At 71.2% G+C, this 16,853-nt stretch carries 12 protein-coding genes; 8 read left to right on the top strand and 4 right to left on the bottom strand.

The genetic code is table 11. The features are described from left to right. Positions 1-75: 75 nt before the first annotated feature. Positions 76-2,910: a preprotein translocase subunit SecA gene (secA, locus tag ASF40_RS14950; RefSeq protein WP_056370446.1), complete on the bottom strand. Its 2,835-nt coding sequence runs from the start codon at positions 2,908-2,910 to the stop codon at positions 76-78. Positions 2,911-3,135: 225 nt separating this feature from the next. Here secA and ASF40_RS14955 point away from each other — a divergent pair, with 225 nt between their 5' ends. The 8 genes from ASF40_RS14955 (at position 3,136) to ASF40_RS14990 (ending at position 13,863) form a co-directional block, all read left to right on the top strand. Beyond that, the gene (locus ASF40_RS14955; protein WP_056370448.1) at positions 3,136-4,065 is read left to right on the top strand and encodes an efflux RND transporter periplasmic adaptor subunit; all 930 of its coding nucleotides are present in this window, start codon (positions 3,136-3,138) and stop codon (positions 4,063-4,065) included. Further along, complete coding sequence (locus ASF40_RS14960) at positions 4,062-4,916, top strand: ABC transporter ATP-binding protein (RefSeq protein WP_056370449.1); 855 nt, start codon at positions 4,062-4,064, stop codon at positions 4,914-4,916. The genes ASF40_RS14955 and ASF40_RS14960 overlap by 4 nt, the downstream gene beginning before the upstream one ends. After that, complete coding sequence (locus tag ASF40_RS14965) at positions 4,913-6,124, top strand: ABC transporter permease (RefSeq protein WP_056370452.1); 1,212 nt, start codon at positions 4,913-4,915, stop codon at positions 6,122-6,124. The genes ASF40_RS14960 and ASF40_RS14965 overlap by 4 nt, the downstream gene beginning before the upstream one ends. A gap of 40 nt (positions 6,125-6,164) precedes the next feature. Then, the gene (locus ASF40_RS14970; RefSeq protein ID WP_056370454.1) at positions 6,165-6,782 is read left to right on the top strand and encodes a PadR family transcriptional regulator; all 618 of its coding nucleotides are present in this window, start codon (positions 6,165-6,167) and stop codon (positions 6,780-6,782) included. Further along, positions 6,779-7,495 (top strand): ABC transporter ATP-binding protein, encoded by a 717-nt coding sequence (locus tag ASF40_RS14975; protein ID WP_056370456.1) that lies wholly within the window; start codon positions 6,779-6,781, stop codon positions 7,493-7,495. The genes ASF40_RS14970 and ASF40_RS14975 overlap by 4 nt, the downstream gene beginning before the upstream one ends. After that, positions 7,492-10,350, top strand: a complete 2,859-nt coding sequence (locus ASF40_RS14980; protein WP_082497092.1) for an ABC transporter permease — start codon at positions 7,492-7,494, stop codon at positions 10,348-10,350. The genes ASF40_RS14975 and ASF40_RS14980 overlap by 4 nt, the downstream gene beginning before the upstream one ends. 119 nt (positions 10,351-10,469) lie before the next feature. Then, positions 10,470-12,281 (top strand): DEAD/DEAH box helicase, encoded by a 1,812-nt coding sequence (locus ASF40_RS14985; protein WP_056371501.1) that lies wholly within the window; start codon positions 10,470-10,472, stop codon positions 12,279-12,281. Between the two features lie 223 nt (positions 12,282-12,504). After that, positions 12,505-13,863 carry a hypothetical protein gene (locus tag ASF40_RS14990; protein ID WP_056370460.1) on the top strand — a complete coding sequence of 453 codons (1,359 nt, stop codon included), beginning with the start codon at positions 12,505-12,507 and terminating at the stop codon, positions 13,861-13,863. A gap of 138 nt (positions 13,864-14,001) precedes the next feature. On the opposite strand, the gene ASF40_RS14995 is transcribed toward ASF40_RS14990, so the two are convergent. The 3 genes from ASF40_RS14995 to ASF40_RS15005 form a co-directional block, all read right to left on the bottom strand. Continuing rightward, entirely contained in the window at positions 14,002-15,213 is a 1,212-nt protein-coding gene (locus ASF40_RS14995) for an amidohydrolase family protein (RefSeq protein ID WP_056370462.1), read from the bottom strand. 168 nt (positions 15,214-15,381) lie between these two features. Next, a complete protein-coding gene (hpf, locus tag ASF40_RS15000; protein WP_045297400.1) occupies positions 15,382-16,041 on the bottom strand; it encodes a ribosome hibernation-promoting factor, HPF/YfiA family in 660 nt (219 codons plus the stop codon). Positions 16,042-16,163: 122 nt separating this feature from the next. Next, positions 16,164-16,823 (bottom strand): ComF family protein, encoded by a 660-nt coding sequence (locus tag ASF40_RS15005; protein WP_056370465.1) that lies wholly within the window; start codon positions 16,821-16,823, stop codon positions 16,164-16,166. Positions 16,824-16,853: the final 30 nt, after the last annotated feature.

Raw genomic sequence — 16,853 nt, forward strand, 5'->3', positions numbered from 1 at the left:
CCCAAGGTCTCGTCCGCCGGCTGTGGTCTCACGGACGAAGACGGAGGATGGATGCCGCGGGTCGCGGCATCCGCGTCACTTCTTGCGCTGCTCGGCCGCGCGACGCTGCGCGCGGTTCAGCGGCGCCGCCGGCGCAGCCGGTGCCTCGGCATCCGTCCGCTGGCCGAATGCGCCGCGCTGCTGCTCGGCGGGGGGCGCCTGCTGCGGGGCAGGAGCGGCGGCGGCAGCGGCAGCGGCCTGGCGCAGGCGCGTGGCTGCCTGCTGCACCTGGCCGCGATCGTTGCGCACCTCGACCTCGCCGGCGTCGTTGGACGCCGTGTACTGCAGTCGCTGCGCCTCCACGGGCTGGGCGCCGAGGCCCTTGGCCTCGACCTGGGTGACCTGCTCGGCGCCGGCCTCGCCCTGGCGGCGCACCTCGACCTCGAGGTTGTAGAGGTAGCCGACCGACTCCTCCTTGATCTGCCCCATCATCGCCTGGAACATCTGGTAGCCCTCGCGCTGGTACTCGATGAGCGGGTCGCGCTGGGCCATCGCACGCAGGCCGATGCCGTCCTTGAGGTAGTCCATCTCGTAGAGGTGGTCGCGCCAGCGACGGTCGAGCACCTGGAGGACCACTCGGCGCTCGAGCTCGCGCGTCGCGGCCTCGCCGAGCGTGTTCTGGCGCGTGTCGTAGGCGATGCGGGCGTCGGAGAGGATCTCGCGCTTGAGCCCGTCGGCGGTGATGCCGCCCTTGCGGCCCGCGGCCTCGGCCACGACCTCGTCGATGGTGACACCTACGGGGTAGAGCGTCTTGAGCTCCGTCCACAGCGCGTCGAAGTCCCAGTTCTCGCTGTGACCCGACCCGGTGTGGTCGTCGATCACGGCGTTGATCGCGTCTTCGATGAAGTGCTGCACGCGGTCGGCGATGTCGTCGCCCTGCAGCATGTGGCGACGGTCGGAGTAGATCGCCTCGCGCTGACGGTTCAGGACGTCGTCGTACTTGAGGACGTTCTTGCGGATCTCGGCGTTGCGCGCCTCGACCTGACTCTGCGCCGACTTGATCGCGCGCGTGACCATACCCGACTCGATCGCGACGTCGTCGGGGAAGTTCGTCCGGGCGATGATCGCCTCGGCCGCGCCCGACTGGAAGAGTCGCATGAGGTCGTCCGTGAGCGACAGGTAGAAGCGGCTCTCGCCGGGATCGCCCTGACGGCCCGAGCGACCGCGCAGCTGGTTGTCGATGCGGCGCGACTCGTGGCGCTCGGTGCCGAGCACGTACAGGCCGCCGGCCTCGACGACCTTGGTGCTCTCCTGGGCGACGCGGTCGCGCGTGGACTCGTACACCGCGTCCCACTCGGACTCGTACTCGTCGGGCGTCTCGACCGGGTCGAGGCCCTTGGTCTTCATCTCCTGCACCGCGAGGAACTCGGCGTTGCCGCCGAGCATGATGTCCGTGCCTCGACCGGCCATGTTCGTCGCGACGGTCACGGCGCCCAGGCGACCGGCCCGCGCGACGATCTCGGCCTCGCGGGCGTGGTTCTTCGCGTTGAGGACCTCGTGCTTGATGCCCTTCTTCGCGAGCAGGCGCGACAGGTACTCGCTCTTCTCGACGCTCACGGTGCCGACGAGCACCGGCTGGCCGACCTCGTGGCGCTTGGCGATGTCTTCGACGACCTGGGCGAACTTCGCCGTCTCGTTCTTGTAGACGAGGTCGGCCTGGTCCTTGCGGATCATGGGCTTGTTCGTCGGGATCGGCACGACGCCGAGCTGGTACGTCGACATGAACTCGGCCGCCTCGGTCTCGGCGGTACCGGTCATGCCCGCGAGCTTGTCGTACAGGCGGAAGTAGTTCTGCAGCGTGACGGTGGCGAGCGTCTGGTTCTCTGCCTTGACCGGCACGGCCTCCTTGGCCTCGATGGCCTGGTGGATGCCCTCGTTGTAGCGGCGCCCGACCAGGATGCGACCGGTGTGCTCGTCGACGATCATGACCTCGTCGTTCATCACGACGTAGTCGGTGTCGCGCTTGAAGAGCGCCAGCGCCTTGATCGAGTTGTTGAGGAAGGAGATGAGCGGCGTGTTCGCGGACTCGTACAGGTTGTCGATGCCGAGGTAGTCCTCGACCTTCTCGATGCCGGGCTCGAGCACGCCGATGGTGCGCTTCTTCTCGTCGACCTCGTAGTCGACGCCCGGCTCGAGCGACTTCGCGATCTTCGCGAACTCGACGAACCAGCGGTTCGCCTCGCCCGACGACGGCCCCGAGATGATGAGCGGCGTGCGCGCCTCGTCGATGAGGATCGAGTCGACCTCGTCGACGATCGCGTAGAAGTGACCGCGCTGGACGAGGTCCTCCTTGCGCCACGCCATGTTGTCGCGCAGGTAGTCGAAGCCGAACTCGTTGTTCGTGCCGTACGTGATGTCGGCGTTGTACTGCTCGCGACGGACCTCGGGCGTCTGGCCCGCGACGATCGTGCCGGTCGTCATGCCGAGCGCGCGGTAGATGCGGCCCATGAGCTCGGACTGGTACGACGCGAGGAAGTCGTTGACGGTGACGACGTGCACGCCCTTGCCGGCGATCGCGTTGAGGTAGACGGGGAACGCGCCGGTGAGCGTCTTGCCCTCACCGGTCTTCATCTCGGCGATGTTGCCGAGGTGCAGTGCCGCACCGCCCATGAGCTGGACGTCGTAGGCGCGCTGCCCGAGGGTGCGCTTCGCGGCCTCGCGGACGGCCGCGAACGCCTCGGGCATGAGGTGGTCGAGGGTCTCGCCGGCCTCATAGCGGGCGCGGAGCTCGGCGGTCTCGCCCCGGAGCTCTTCGTCGGTGAGGTGCTCGTAGTCCTCCTCCAGCGCGCCGACGGCCTTCACCACCTGCTGGAGCCGCCGGAGGATGCGACCCTCACCGGCGCGAAGCAGTTTCTCGAGGGGGTTGGCCACGGAATGTCTCCATCTTCTGGCTTTCGGGAGCGGCGCAACGGCGCCAGTGCCGCCGGGGTGCATGACCCCAGGCATACCTGCCCATGTTATCCACCCGTGACCTTGGTGTGCGCTGGGTGTGCACTCATCCATAGGGACTGGGGAGAGGATGCCGCTCCCCGCGATTCCCGGTATGCATATACTCGGTGACTACATACTGGGTATACCCCGACGGAGAGGTGCGACATGGTGGTCTGGCGTCGATGGATCTTCCCGATCCTGCTGGTGCTCGTGCTGGGGGCCGCGGCCCTCGCCCTGGTGAAGATCGCGTTCTTCCCCGACACCGCGCCCACCGCCGCGCTGCAGCCGTCGGCGCAGATCGCCGATCCGGTCGTCGCCGTCGAGCGCGCCCAGGTCGCCAACGCGCTGAGCCTCCCGGGGACGATCGCGAGGGATGCGGCCTATCCCCTCCGCTCCGAGATCGACGGCACCGTCACCGCCGTGCACGTCGGCGAGGGCCAGGCGGTCGCGGCCGGGCAGAAGCTCTTCACGATCAAGCAGGCCGACCCGGTCAAGAACATCGACGTGCTGGCGCCCGAGGCCGGCGACATCACCGAGCTCGCCGTCGTGAAGGGGCAGCCGGCGTCGATCGGCGCGGAGCTCGCGAAGCTGACACCGGCGCGCTACCACGTGCGGGCGACCGTCGAGCCGGTGCAGCTCTACCGTCTGCAGGGCGCGCCGACGGAGGGCTCGGTCACGATCCAGGGCGGCCCGGCGCCGTTCACGTGCACCGGCCTCAAGGTCGAGGTCGCCGAGGACGGCACGACCTCGGTCACCTGCGCGGTGCCCGCCGACCAGGTCGTGTTCGCGGGTCTGCAAGCCCAGCTCGACATCGACCTCGGCACGGTCACCGATGTGCTCGTCGTGCCGACCACCGCCGTCAAGGGCGGCGCGGGCTCGGGCGTCGTCTGGATCGACGGCGGCGACGGCGAGCTCGAGGAGCGCACCATCGCGCTCGGCGTCAGCGACGGCACGATCGTCGAGGTGACCAGCGGCGTCGAGGAGGGCGAGCAGGTGCGCCAGTACGTGCCCGGCGTCGCCGCGGCCGACGAGCCGGTCTGCTACGACGACGGCATGGGCGGCGAGTACTGCGAGCCCGCGGGGTGGAACTGGTGACCCTCGTCCGGCTGGAGGGCGTGGCCAAGCACGTGCTGCTGCCCGATGACACGCGCCTCGACATCCTGCGCAGCGTCGACCTCGCCGTCGCGGCGGGCGACCACGTCGCCATCGTCGGGCGCAGCGGGTCGGGCAAGTCGACGCTCCTGAACCTGCTCGGCATGCTCGACTCCCCCTCGGAGGGGGCCGTCTGGTTCCACGGCGAGCCGGTGCGGAAGATGCGCCGCGGCAAGCTCGATCGCCTGCGCGGCCGCAACGTCGGCTTCGTGTTCCAGCAGTTCAATCTGCTGGCCGGGCGCACCGCCCTCGAGAACGTCGAGATGCCGCTCGGCTACGCCTCGGGCCGCGCCTTCTGGACCCGGCGGGCGGCGGCGACCCGCATGCTGGAGCGCGTCGGGCTCGGGCACCGCCTCGAGTCGACGCCCGAGCAGCTGTCGGGCGGCGAGCAGCAGCGCGTCGCGATCGCGCGCGCCCTGGTGCGCCGGCCGGCGCTGATCCTGGCCGACGAGCCCACCGGCGCACTCGACGTCGAGACCGGCGGCAGCGTCATGGAACTGCTCGACGACATCGCCTCCGAGGCCGACGCCGCGCTCGTCACGATCACCCACGACCTCCACGTCGCCGCGCGCGCCCGTCGCCACTACCGGCTCGAGGCGGGCGTGCTCACGGAGTTCGACCTCGGCGCGACCGCGGGCGAGACCGCCGGCGCACCCGAGCTCGCTGAGAGCGTGGACGAACCCACCGCCGAGGGCGCGGCGCTCGCCGACGCCCGAGCAGACGCGGGGGACGCAGCATCCGTCCGTCCCTCATCCCGGGCCGAGCACGCCGAGCCGGCGGAGGTGGCCTCATGAGCGGGCTCGTCGGCGCGCTGGGCGAAGCGTGGTCGGAGCTGCGCCACCACAAGCTGCGGGTGCTGCTCAGCCTCATCGGCATCGCGGTGTCGGTCGGCGCCCTCACCGCGGTGGTGGCGCTCAGCGAGTATCAGCAGCAGCAGATGGAGGAGCAGTCCGACCAGAGCGGCGGGCGGCCCGCGACGGTGTCGATCTCGGTGTCGCGCACCGACGGCGCCCCGATGGACTGGGACGCGTTCGACGCCCACGTCGCCCAGGTGTCGGAGCGGTACTCCTTCGACTACCTCACGCGCATCGTCGACCCGGTGCCGCTGCAGGTGCAGACGCCGGAGCAGGTGCGCCCCGTCAACGCGCGGCTCGTCGACCCGGCGTACCCGGTCATCCACCGCACTCCCCTGCTCGAAGGGCGCTGGTTCCAGGAGGCGGACGCCGAGCTGCTCGCGCCGCCCGTGGTGATCAGCGAGGCGCTGTGGGACGTCTACGGACGCCCCGACCTCGGCGCGGGCTTCGCCCTCCGCACGACCGGCGACACGGCGGGCACGTACCCCGTGATCGGCGTGACGCCGCGGCAGTACAACGGCGACGAGGAGAAGCGCATCACCATGATGTTCGACTCGTACGCGGCGCGGCTGGATGCACTGCCGGCCGACGTGATGGTCATGTACGAGGTGTGGGTGCCCGAGGACGGCGTCGCCGAGCTCGGCCCGGTGCTCGCGGCCGACCTGCGCGCGGGGCTCGACGACAGCACCGAGGTCTCGGTCATGCGCACCGATTGGGCGTCGCGGCCCGATGCGCAGAGCTCGATGGCGGTGTTCGAGCTCGTCACCGGCGGCATCGCGGCCCTCGTGCTGCTGCTCGGCGGCCTCGGTCTGGTGAACATCCAGCTCGTGGCGATGCGCCAGCGCATCCGCGAGATCGGCGTGCGCCGCAGCTTCGGCGCCACGCAGGGCCGCATCTTCACGTCGGTGCTGCTCGAGAGCGTCGTGGCGACCGCGGTCGCGGGGGTCGTCGGCATCGCGATCGCGGTGGCCGTGCTCAAGGCGCCGTTCGTCATGGACATGTTCTCCGCGATGCAGGACATCCCGCCCTTCCCGGTGCGCGCCGCCGTCACCGGACTCGTCGCCGCCGTCGCGATCGGCGCGCTGGCCGGCTTCATCCCGGCGCTCATGGCGGTGCGCTCGAACGTCATCGACGCACTCCGCTTCTAGCTGTTCAGGGCTTCTGACCCTCCACCCGAAGGAGAACCCCATGTCCGTTCGTCAGAGTCTGCTCGCGATCCTCGATCAGGGCCCGTGCTACGGCTACCAGCTGCGCGCCGAGTTCGACCGGCGCACCGGGTCGACCTGGCCGCTCAACGTGGGCCAGATCTACAACACGCTCGACCGCCTCGAACGCGACGGACTCGTCGAGAAGGGCGCCGTCGACGAGCACGGTCACGTCTACTGGGAGATCACGGATGCCGGAGCCGCCGAGGTGCGCGACTGGCTGGCCTCGCCGGTGCAGCGCGCGCAGGGCACCCGCGACGAGCTCGCGATCAAGCTCGCGGTCGCCGCGACCCTGCCGGGTGTGGACGTGGCGGACATCATCCAGACACAGCGCCGCTCGTCGCTCGCGCAGCTGCAGGAGCTGAACCGGGCGAAGTACGCCGGCGCGAACCCCGACGGTCCGGAGGAGCTCGCGTGGTCGCTCGTCGTCGACTCCATGATCTTCTCGGCCGAAGCCGAGGTGCGCTGGCTCGACCACTCCGAGCAGCGCCTGGCGCTGCACCCGCATCACGCCATGGCGCTCGAGCTCTCGACCGACAAGCCCAAGCGCGGGCGCCCGGCGAAAGCCGAGGTATCCGTCGCCCCCGAGAAGGCGCGATGACCGGTACCGTGCTGCGTCTCATCGGCGTGACGCAGCAGTACGGCAGCGGCTCGACGGCCGTCTCGGCGCTGTCGGGCGTCGACTTCGACGTGAGTCAGGGCGAGCTCGTCGCCGTGATGGGTCCGTCGGGCTCGGGCAAGTCGACCCTGCTGTCGATCGCCGGCGGTCTGGCGATCCCGACGTCCGGCGAGGTGGTCGTCGAGGGGCAGCACCTCAGCGAGCAGACGCCGGCACAGCTCGCGCGCCTCCGGCGGCGCTCGCTCGGCTTCGTGTTCCAGGACTTCAACCTCATTCCGACGCTCACCGCGCTCGAGAACGTCACGCTGCCGCTCGAGCTCGACGGCTTCCGGTCCCGGGTTGCACGTCGCGCCGGACGGGACGCGCTCTCCTCGGTCGGCCTGGAGGACAAGTCCGGCTCCTATCCCGACGATCTGTCAGGCGGCCAGCAGCAGCGCGTCGCGATCGCCCGCGCCGTCGTCGGCGGGCGCCGGCTGATCCTCGCCGACGAGCCGACCGGCGCTCTGGACTCGGTGACGGGCGAGATGGTGCTGAAGATGCTGCGTGCGCGAGTGGATGCCGGAGCCGCCGGCATCCTCGTCACCCACGAGGCGCGCCATGCCGCCTTCGCCGACCGCATCGTGTTCCTCCGCGACGGCCGCATCGTCGACGAGTCGCGGCGCGCGGGCGCGGACTCGCTGCTGGCGGCGCGATGACCGACACCCTCGAGCGGAGCGTCGACGCGCCCCCTTCCGCCGCCCCGCGCAGCCGCCGTCCGCTCTCGCGGGCGGCCCGCTGGAGGGTCGCCGTCCGGATGGCACAGCGGCAGCTGCGACGCGCGTGGGTGTCGAGCCTGCTCGTGACGACGCTGGTGGCGCTTCCCATCGCGGGCATGACGGGATTCCTCATCTTCACCGCGAGCGCGATCGCAACCCCCGAGGAGCGCACGGCGGCCGAACTCGGCGACATGGAGGCGTGGATCGCGCCGTCCGGCGTCCCCGGCGAGGGGTTCTGGCAGGTGCCCACCGAGCCCGAGTGGAACGGGTACCCGATCGACGCGGACGGGGTCATGACGATGCCGGACGGCGAGCCGCTGGACGATCCGACCGGGCTGCTGGCGGCCGGCACCGAGATCCTGCCCATCTCGAAGGGCATGGTCTCCGTCGCCACCGATGACGGCTCCGTGGTCCTGCCTGCGTGGGCCGGGACGACGTGGGATCCGCGCTTCGGCGAAGCGTTCGTCCTGGTGGCGGGCGATCGCCCGGTGGCGGCTCGCGACGCGATGGTCAGCACCGCCGCGTTGGAACGGCTCGGGCTCGAGATCGGCGGCACGCTCCGGCTGTCGGGCGGGCCGTCCTTCACGGTGACCGGCACGCTCGACGCGGCGACCATCGCCGACGGCGCCGCGGCCGTGTTCCTTCCCGAGCACGCACGAGGAGCCGTCGGGGGCACCCAGAAGTGGTACCTCCCGGAGCTCCGGCTCTCGTGGGCGGACGTGCAGCGACTCAACGACGACGGCGGTGTCGTCGCCTATTCGCGCACCGTGGCGCTCGATCCGCCCGAGTTCTCGAATCGCTACTACTCGTCAGCCTCGACGGACCGGTGGGCGAAGATGTGGCCGCTCGTGCTCATGCTGTCGGTCGCGGCGCTGTTCGCGGGCTACGTGGTGGTGATGCTCGCCGGGGCCGCGTTCGCCGTCGCGGCACGCCGTCAGCAGCGCGCGCTGGCGGTGGCCGCGAGCGTCGGGGCGAACCGCCGGGATCTGTCGCGCGTGGTGCTGCTGCAGGGGACCGCACTGGGTCTCGTGGGCGGGGCCGTCGGAATCGCCGGCGGGATCGGCATCGCCGCGCTGGTGATCCTGCTGGGCAGCGGCGGCACGACGATGTTCTGGGGCTTCCACGTGCCGTGGGAACTCATCGCCGTGGTGCTCGTCTTCGCCGTGATCGTCGGCACCGTGTCGGCCTGGATGCCGGCCCGCACGGTCGGGCGCACCGACGCGATCCGCGCGCTGCGCGGCGCGCGCCGCCCGCAGCGGCCCGTCGTCGCGCGTCCCATCTGGGGGTCGGTGCTGATCGTGAGCGGGGTGGCGATCACCCTGCTGAGCGCGTTCGCGGTCGCCGCGATCAACGCCACGAACTTCTTCGGCTACGACTCGCTCATGCGCTACCTGCCCGCCTACGGCATCGTGGTCGGGCCGATCGTCGCGCAGTTCGGCATCCTTCTGTCTGGCCGGTGGCTGCTGTGGACCGCCTCGCGCGGGCTCTCCCGCACCGGCATGGCGGCGAAGCTCGCCTCGAGGGACGCCGCCGCCAACGCCTCACGGACCGTTCCGGCGTTCGCCGCCATCGCCGCGACGGTGTTCATCGGCGTCTTCGCGCTCTCCCAGTCCTCGATGCAGACGGCCCAGACCGCCCGGCTGTGGTACTACGACGCGCCGCCGGGGAGCATCGCCATCCCGATCTGGCCCGGTTCCTCGTCCTCCGGCGTGCTCGATGCCGAAGACGCCGAGGCCGGCACCGCCGCCGCCCTCCAGATCGCACACGACGCGGGCGCAGACCGAGCGGCCGTCGTGTCCCGCCAGTTGAGCACCGTCTGGGCGTACCCGTCCGCCGACGAGGTGCCCGACGACGTGACCTTCACCATCGCGCTTCTCGGCGAGCAGCACCTGCTGGACCCCGATGTGCAGGACTCCTCCTCCTTCGGCCAGGACCCGAGCAATCCGATCTCCGTCGTGGCCGCCGAGGACGTGGCGGTGGTGATGGGAGTGGAGCTGACGGCATCCGCCCTCGCCGCATACCGGGACGGCGCCGCACTCGTCGCCGACGATCGGTTCGTCTCGGACGGGGCGATCGACATCGCGACGTTCGCGGGCACCGACGTCTACGAGGGGCGCGTCCCCGACAACATCTGGGAGCGCCGGCCGGACGCTCCCATCGTCGCCGAGCCGCAGCGCACCGAGCGGTTGGAGGCGATCGTCGTGGACGCCCCGCTGCAGCCGGTGGCGATCGCCGTCGCGCCGAGCACCGGTGAGCGCCTGGACATGGTGCTGATGCCGGAACGCGTCGTCGCGACGACACCCGCACCGCCCACGTGGGCGGAGCGGGACCGCATGCAGGCGCAGGCGGAGCTCCTGAGCGGCGCCTCGTTCACTCTCGCGCCGGGCGTCGAGGAAGGTCCCCCGAGCGATGCCGCGTGGATGGTGCCTCTCCTCGCCGCCGTGGCCGTCCTCGTGCTCGGCGCGAGTGCGGTCGCCCTGGGCCTCGCGCGATTCGAGCGCCGCCCCGACGACGCGACCATCGCCGCCGTCGGCGGCACGAGGTCGCTCCGACGCGGGATCGGCTTCTGGCAGGGGCTCATCATCGCGGGCCTCGGCACCCTCGCCGGGGCGGCCGTCGGCGTGCTCCCGCCGATCGGCTTCTCGATCCAGTCCGGAGGCGCTCAGCAGGTCTCGGACATCCCGTGGTGGCTCATCGCCACGCTGGTCGTCGCTCTTCCCCTCGCGATCGCGGTGACCAACTGGCTCGTGCCGCCGCGGACCCCCGATCTGACCCGCCGCACCGCCATCACCTGACGTCTCCACGTGCGCGGGGAAGCGGCATCCTGTCGCCTCACAGGCGCGCCGCGCTACGGTTGACTGTGCACACGAACGCCGACCAGATCGAAGCCGAGGCTCAGACCGAGCCCGCAGCGATGACTTTCTCCGACCTCGGGCTGAGCCAGCCCGTCCTCAAGGCGCTGAAGGACATCGGCTACGAGACCCCGTCGGCGATCCAGGCGGCCACCATCCCGACGCTGCTCGGCGGCCGTGACGTCGTGGGCATGGCGCAGACCGGAACCGGCAAGACCGCCGCGTTCGCGCTGCCGATCATCGACCGGCTCGATCTGTCGCAGAAGACCCCGCAGGCCCTTGTGCTGGCTCCGACGCGCGAGCTGGCGCTCCAGGTCTGCGAGGCGTTCGAGAAGTACGCCGGCCACCTGAAGGACGTACACGTCCTTCCCGTCTACGGCGGACAGGGCTACGGCGTGCAGCTGTCGGCCCTCCGACGCGGCGTGCACATCGTCGTCGGAACCCCTGGCCGCATCATCGACCACCTCGAGAAGGGCACGCTCGACCTCTCGGCGCTGCAGTACCTCGTGCTCGACGAGGCCGACGAGATGCTCAAGATGGGCTTCGCCGAGGACGTCGAGACCATCCTCGCCGAGACGCCCGAGACCAAGCAGGTCGCGCTCTTCTCGGCCACGATGCCGGCCACGATCCGACGGATGTCGCAGCAGTACCTGCACGACCCCGAAGAGATCACCGTCAAGTCCAAGACGCAGACCTCGGCGAACATCTCCCAGCGTTACCTGATCACCGCGTGGCAGCAGAAGATGGACGCCCTCACGCGCATCCTCGAGGTCGAGAACTTCGACGGCATGATCGTGTTCGGCCGCACCCGCTCGATCACCGAGGAGATCGCCGAGAAGCTCCGCGCCCGCGGGTACTCCGCCGCCGCGATCAACGGCGACATCGCCCAGCCGCAGCGCGAGAAGACGGTCAACCAGCTGAAGTCGGGCAAGCTCGACATCCTGGTGGCGACCGACGTCGCCGCGCGCGGTCTCGACGTCGAGCGCGTCTCGCACGTCGTCAACTACGACATCCCGACGGATGCCGAGTCCTACGTCCACCGCATCGGCCGCACCGGTCGCGCCGGGCGTTCGGGCGACGCGATCAGCTTCGTGACGCCCCGCGAGCGCGGACTGGTCAAGATGATCGAGCGCGCCACCCGCCAGGAGCTCACCGAGATCCCGCTGCCGAGCGTCGACGAGGTCAACGTGACGCGCCTGTCGCGCTTCGACGACCGCATCACCGCGGCCCTCGGCGAAGCCGAGCGCATCGAAGCCTTCCGCGACATCGTGGCTCACTACGTGCGCAACCACGACGTGCCCGAGGCGGATGTCGCCGCAGCCCTCGCCGTCGTCGCGCAGGGCGACACCCCTCTGCTCCTCGAGGCCGACCCCGAGCCGGCCCCGCGGCGCGAGCGCACGGAGCGGACCGATCGTGGCGACCGGCCCGCGTACGGCGACCGGCCCGAGCGCGGCGAGCGCCGCACGCCCCGCGAGGGCTTCGCGACCTACCGCATCAACGTCGGCAAGCGTCACCGCGTCGAGCCGCGTCAGATCGTGGGCGCGCTCGCGAACGAGGGGGGCCTCCGCCGCGACGACTTCGGCGCGATCAAGATCATGCCCGACTTCTCGCTCGTCGAGCTGCCGGCGAACCTCCCCGCCGGCGCGCTGGACCGACTCGCCGACACGCGCATCTCGGGTCAGCTCATCGAGCTGCGTCCCGACACCGGGCGTCCGCAGCGACGCAAGGATGCCGCGAGCGGGTCGTACCGCGACAACCGCGGCTCCGGCGACCGCTCGGAGAGCCGCGGGTCGTACCGCGACTCCGGTTCGCGCGGCTCGTACGGCGACGACCGTGCGGCGCGCAAGCCCCGCCACAAGCGCAGCGACGGCTGACCCGGCCGCCGCGCCGGGGCGCGGCATCCGTGTCCCGCTGTTCAGGTGCGTCTCGACACGCGGGATCGCCTCACGGACCCCGCGTGCTGCGCCGCCTGAACGGGAACCCCGGCGGACTGGGGCACCGGGGCGCGCGTGCGCCAGAGCCACGCTCTGCGCGAACACCCCCCGCGGTCGGCCCCTCGCCTCAGCCTGCTCCCAGCGGCCCCCGTAGGATCGATTCATGGCCGGATTCTGGGGCAGACGCAAGCGCGAGCAGGAAGAACTGAACACGCAGGACGCCGACCTGGCGCGCCGCGCGCAGCAGGCGCTGGTGGCGGCCGACGAGCGCATCCGCCTCACGACAGACGAGCTGGCGTTCGCCGACGCCGAGCTGGGCCCGGGCCCCACCACGGAGCTGCGCGACGCGCTCGGGTCGGTGCGGACGCACCTGCAGGAGGCGTTCCACCTCCACCAGCTCAACCACGACGAGATCCCCGACACCCCCGAAGAGCTGCGGACCCGGAACGCCCGCATCGTGCAGCTGTGCGAGTGGGCCGAGGACCTCCTCGACGACCGTACCGAGGCGCTCGCGGCGCCGATCGAGCGCGCGCGGCGGGCTCCCGAGATCATCGCGAAGGTGCGGGCGGATGCTGCGCGCCTGCGCCTGCGGCTTCCCGACGCGCGCTCCACCGTCGACCGGCTGGCGATCCGCTACTCGTCGCACGCGCTGTCCCAGATCGACGCGAACCCCGCCGAGGCGGAGCAGCTGCTGGGCTTTGCGGAGCACAGCGCCGGCGTTGCCGAGCGCCGCCGCGAAGCGGGCCAGCGCGAGCAGGCCAACATGGCGCTCGAGGCCTCGACCGAGTCCGTGCGGCGCGCCGAGACGCTGCTCGACGCGGTCGAGACGTTCGAGGTCGAGGCGCTGCGCGCCGAGTCCACGCTCGCCGCGATCGTCGAGGACTCCCGCGGCGACCTCGTCGTCGCCCTCAAGGAGCCGCACTCCCCCGCGGTGCAGACCGCGATCGAGGACCTGCAGGCGGCCCTGGCGGCTCTTCCCGCCGCGGGCGTGAACACGGACCCCTTCGAGCAGCTCTCGCGACTGCGCGAGGCGAATGCAGGACTGGATGCCGCGATCGCGGCCGCGCGCGAGCGCGCCGCCCGACCCATCCCGCCCCTCGAGCACGTGCGTCACGCCATCGACGACGCCGACCGGCAGCTCGCCGTCTCGCGCGACGTGATCGCCGGGCACCGCGGGTGGATCGGCGCCGACGCGCGCACCCGGTTCGCCGAGGCCGAGCGCGTGCGCCTCGACCTCGACCGGTACCTCGGCTCATCGGCCGCCGCGGTCACCGCGATCGACGAGGACCACCGCGAGCAGGCGTTCGCGATGGCCCGCCGTGCGGCGTTCCTGGCGAGCGAGGCGCTGCAGCTGGCGCAACGCGACATCGACGCCGCACGCCCGCAGCCCGACCAGTGGGGCGGGCCCGGATACGGTCAGCAGGGATGGGGCGGCGGTCGCCGAAGCGGCGGCAGCGACCTCATGGGCGGCATCCTCGGCGGCCTCGTGATCGGCAGCATCCTGGACGGCTTCATCGACTGACCGCGGCACCACCGGCTCGGGTTCTGACCCAGGCCTGATTGCCGAAACACGGGCTGGTCACGACGACACGCCGGGGCGCAGCATCCGTTCCCGGCGTGTCGTGTCGCCGACCCGTGTTTCGGCAGAGGAACCGAGGGCTCAGACGGTGAGAACCTGGAGCGCGTCGGCCACAACCCGGCCGTCGTGGATCACCGTGCGGTCGACGCCGCGGTCCATGACCGCGCTCGCCGGCGTCTCGCCGTCGACGAGCACGAGGTCGGCGCGGTCGCCGGCGGCCAGACCCGGGCGATCGCCCACGCCTGCGACACGCGGCGAGGCGTGGCTCATGATCGAGGCTCCGCCCATCGTGGCGACGGCGAGCGCGAGCTCGATGTGGTCGTCGCGGCGGAAGCCGTTGACGAAGGCGAGCTGCCACGTGCGGTCGAGCATGTCGCAGTTGCCGTACGGGCTCCAGTAGTCGCGCTGCCCGTCTTCTCCGAGACCGACGCGCACGCCGGCATCGACGAGATCGACGAGTCGCAGATGACCGGTGGTCGACGGCGCGACCGTGGCCATGGCGATGTCGAGTTCGGCGAACTCGTCGATGAGGCGGCGGCTCACCGCCTCCGACACCGAGCCGAGGTCGTACGCGTGCGACATGGTGACCTTGCCCTGCATGCCCAGCGCGCGGGTGCGCTCCAGCACGAGCTCGGTGCTGAACACACCCAAGGCGCCGGGCTCGTGGAGGTGGATGTCGATCTCGACCTGATACTTCTCGGCGAGGCCGAACACGATGTCGAGGTGCTTGACCGGGTTGCGGTCGAGCTGGCTCGGGTCGATCCCGCCCATCACGTCGGCGCCCTGCTTCAGCGATTCCTCGAGGTACTCGACGGTGCCCGCCTCACGCAGGATGCCGGCCTGCGGGAACGTCATGATCTGCACGTCCGCGTGCTTGCGGAACTTCTCCTTCGCGGCGAGCACGGAGTCGAACTTCTCGAGCTTGCAGTCGACGTCGACCTGCGCGTAGGTGCGCACGCGCGTCGTGCCCTTGGCGATCATCTGCTCGAGGGTGCCCGCGACGATCTCGGCGTGCGGCACGTCGGTGTTCCGCCAGTTGTTGCGGTCGTTGAGCATCATGCCCCACACGCCGGGCGCGCCCGTGTGAGGGCGGAACGGCAGGCCGATGCGCGAGGAGTCGAGGTGCACGTGCACGTCACTGAACGACGGCAGCAGAAGCCGGCCACGACCGTCGACGTCGACCGCGCCCGCCGGCGCAGAGGCGTCGTGCGACCGGATCTCGGCGATGCGGTCGCCCTCGAGAACGATATCGGCGGACTCGGCGCCCCACGGGCGCGCGTTGCGGATGATCACGTGGGGTGCCTCTCGACGAATGAGCGGATGCCGCGACCGGAGCGGCGTCGCATTGTCGATGGTATACCGAATACCATCGGCACTCCGGCCGGGTCGCGGCATCCGGTCTCGTCCGGAGATGCACGAGGGGTGCGGCTGCCGGAGCAGCCGCACCCCTCGGAGTACGTGTCAGGACGCCAGTTCGTCCGGCTGCGCCTGCGTGGTCAGCGAGATCACGCCGTAGTCCCAGCCCTTGCGGCGGTATACGACGCTGGGGTGGTCGGTGCGGGCGTCGATGAACAGGAAGAAGTCATGGCCGACCAGCTCCATGCGGTCGACGGCCTCCTCCACCGACATCCATTCGGGGTGGAACTCCTTCGTGCGGATGACGACGGGTGTGTAGCCCTCTTCCTCCTCGTTGCCCGTGATGATCGGGATCTCGCCGGTGGCGACGGCGCGGAGCACGTCGACGGATGCCGGCTGCAGATCGATCCCCTGGAGCGCACCGCTGCCCTTCTCGAACTTGGCGCCGCGGGGGTGGTTGCGCGCGTCGACGCGCTTGTCCTTCGCGCGGCGCAGCTGTTCGCACAGCTTGTCGACCGCGAGGTCGAGGGCGGTGAACTTGTCGCCGTCCGTCGCCTCGGCCCGGATGACAGGGCCCTTGCCGTTGACGGTGAGCTCGACGGTCTCATCCTCCATGCGACCGTTGTGATACGCGCGATGCGTCACCTTGACCTCCACGCGTTGAGCGCGGGGCGCGAGGTTCTCGATGCGGAGGGCCTTCTCCTCGACGACACCGCGGAAGCGATCTGTGATCCCCACTCCCACGCCGACGATGCTGGTTTCCATCCTTGACCTCCTTGTTCCGGTCCGCCCGGCCAAGGGCGGACCATCAGTCGCCTTGTCTCCCCCACGCTAGCCGGGCGTTCGGACTCTGTCACCTGTGAGTTTCGATTGCGTCGGGAAGCCGTTCACCGACGTGTTCCACGCCTCCGCGGAGTGGCTGCGACGGTGACCGCGGCCATCACCTCGGCGCCCCCCGCACGCAGTGCCCGCACCGCTTCGCTGAGACTCGCACCGGTCGTCACGACGTCGTCGACGACCACGACCCGCAGCCCCGCGCCGCCCGTGGCCACGAGGCTCTGCGCGACGTTCCGCGCCCGGGCGTCGCGGTCGAGCCCGCGCTGGTCCCCGGTGCGCCGGGCGTACCGGAGCAGGCGGCTCGGCCGCCGGCCGACGCGACGCACGAGCAGATCGGGCACTCGGTAGCCGCGCCGGCGATACGACCGGCGCGAGGTCGGCAGGGGCACCAGCACGGCGTCTCCGGCACCGGCGCGGGCCAGCGCCGCCGCGAGAGCGGGAGCGAGCGCGTCGGCGAGGCTCGTGCGCCCCTCCTCCTTGATCGCGCGCAGGACGCGCGCCGCAACCCCCTCGAAGGCCAGGCCGCTCCACACCGCGACGACGCCGCCCGGCGCCTCGATGAACTGCCTCCGGGGGTCGGGAGCCAGGGCGAGCGCGCAGCGCTCGCACAGGGCGACGTCGGGCTCGTCGCACCCCGCGCACGAGACGGGAAGCAGCAGCGCCAGCGCATCGGCGCACGCCTCCCGCACGGCGACGAGGATCTCAGGCATCACCGCCCCAGCATCGCGGGCACGCGCGGT

This window comes from Microbacterium sp. Leaf288 (genome assembly GCF_001422925.1).
Lineage (GTDB): Bacteria > Actinomycetota > Actinomycetes > Actinomycetales > Microbacteriaceae > Microbacterium.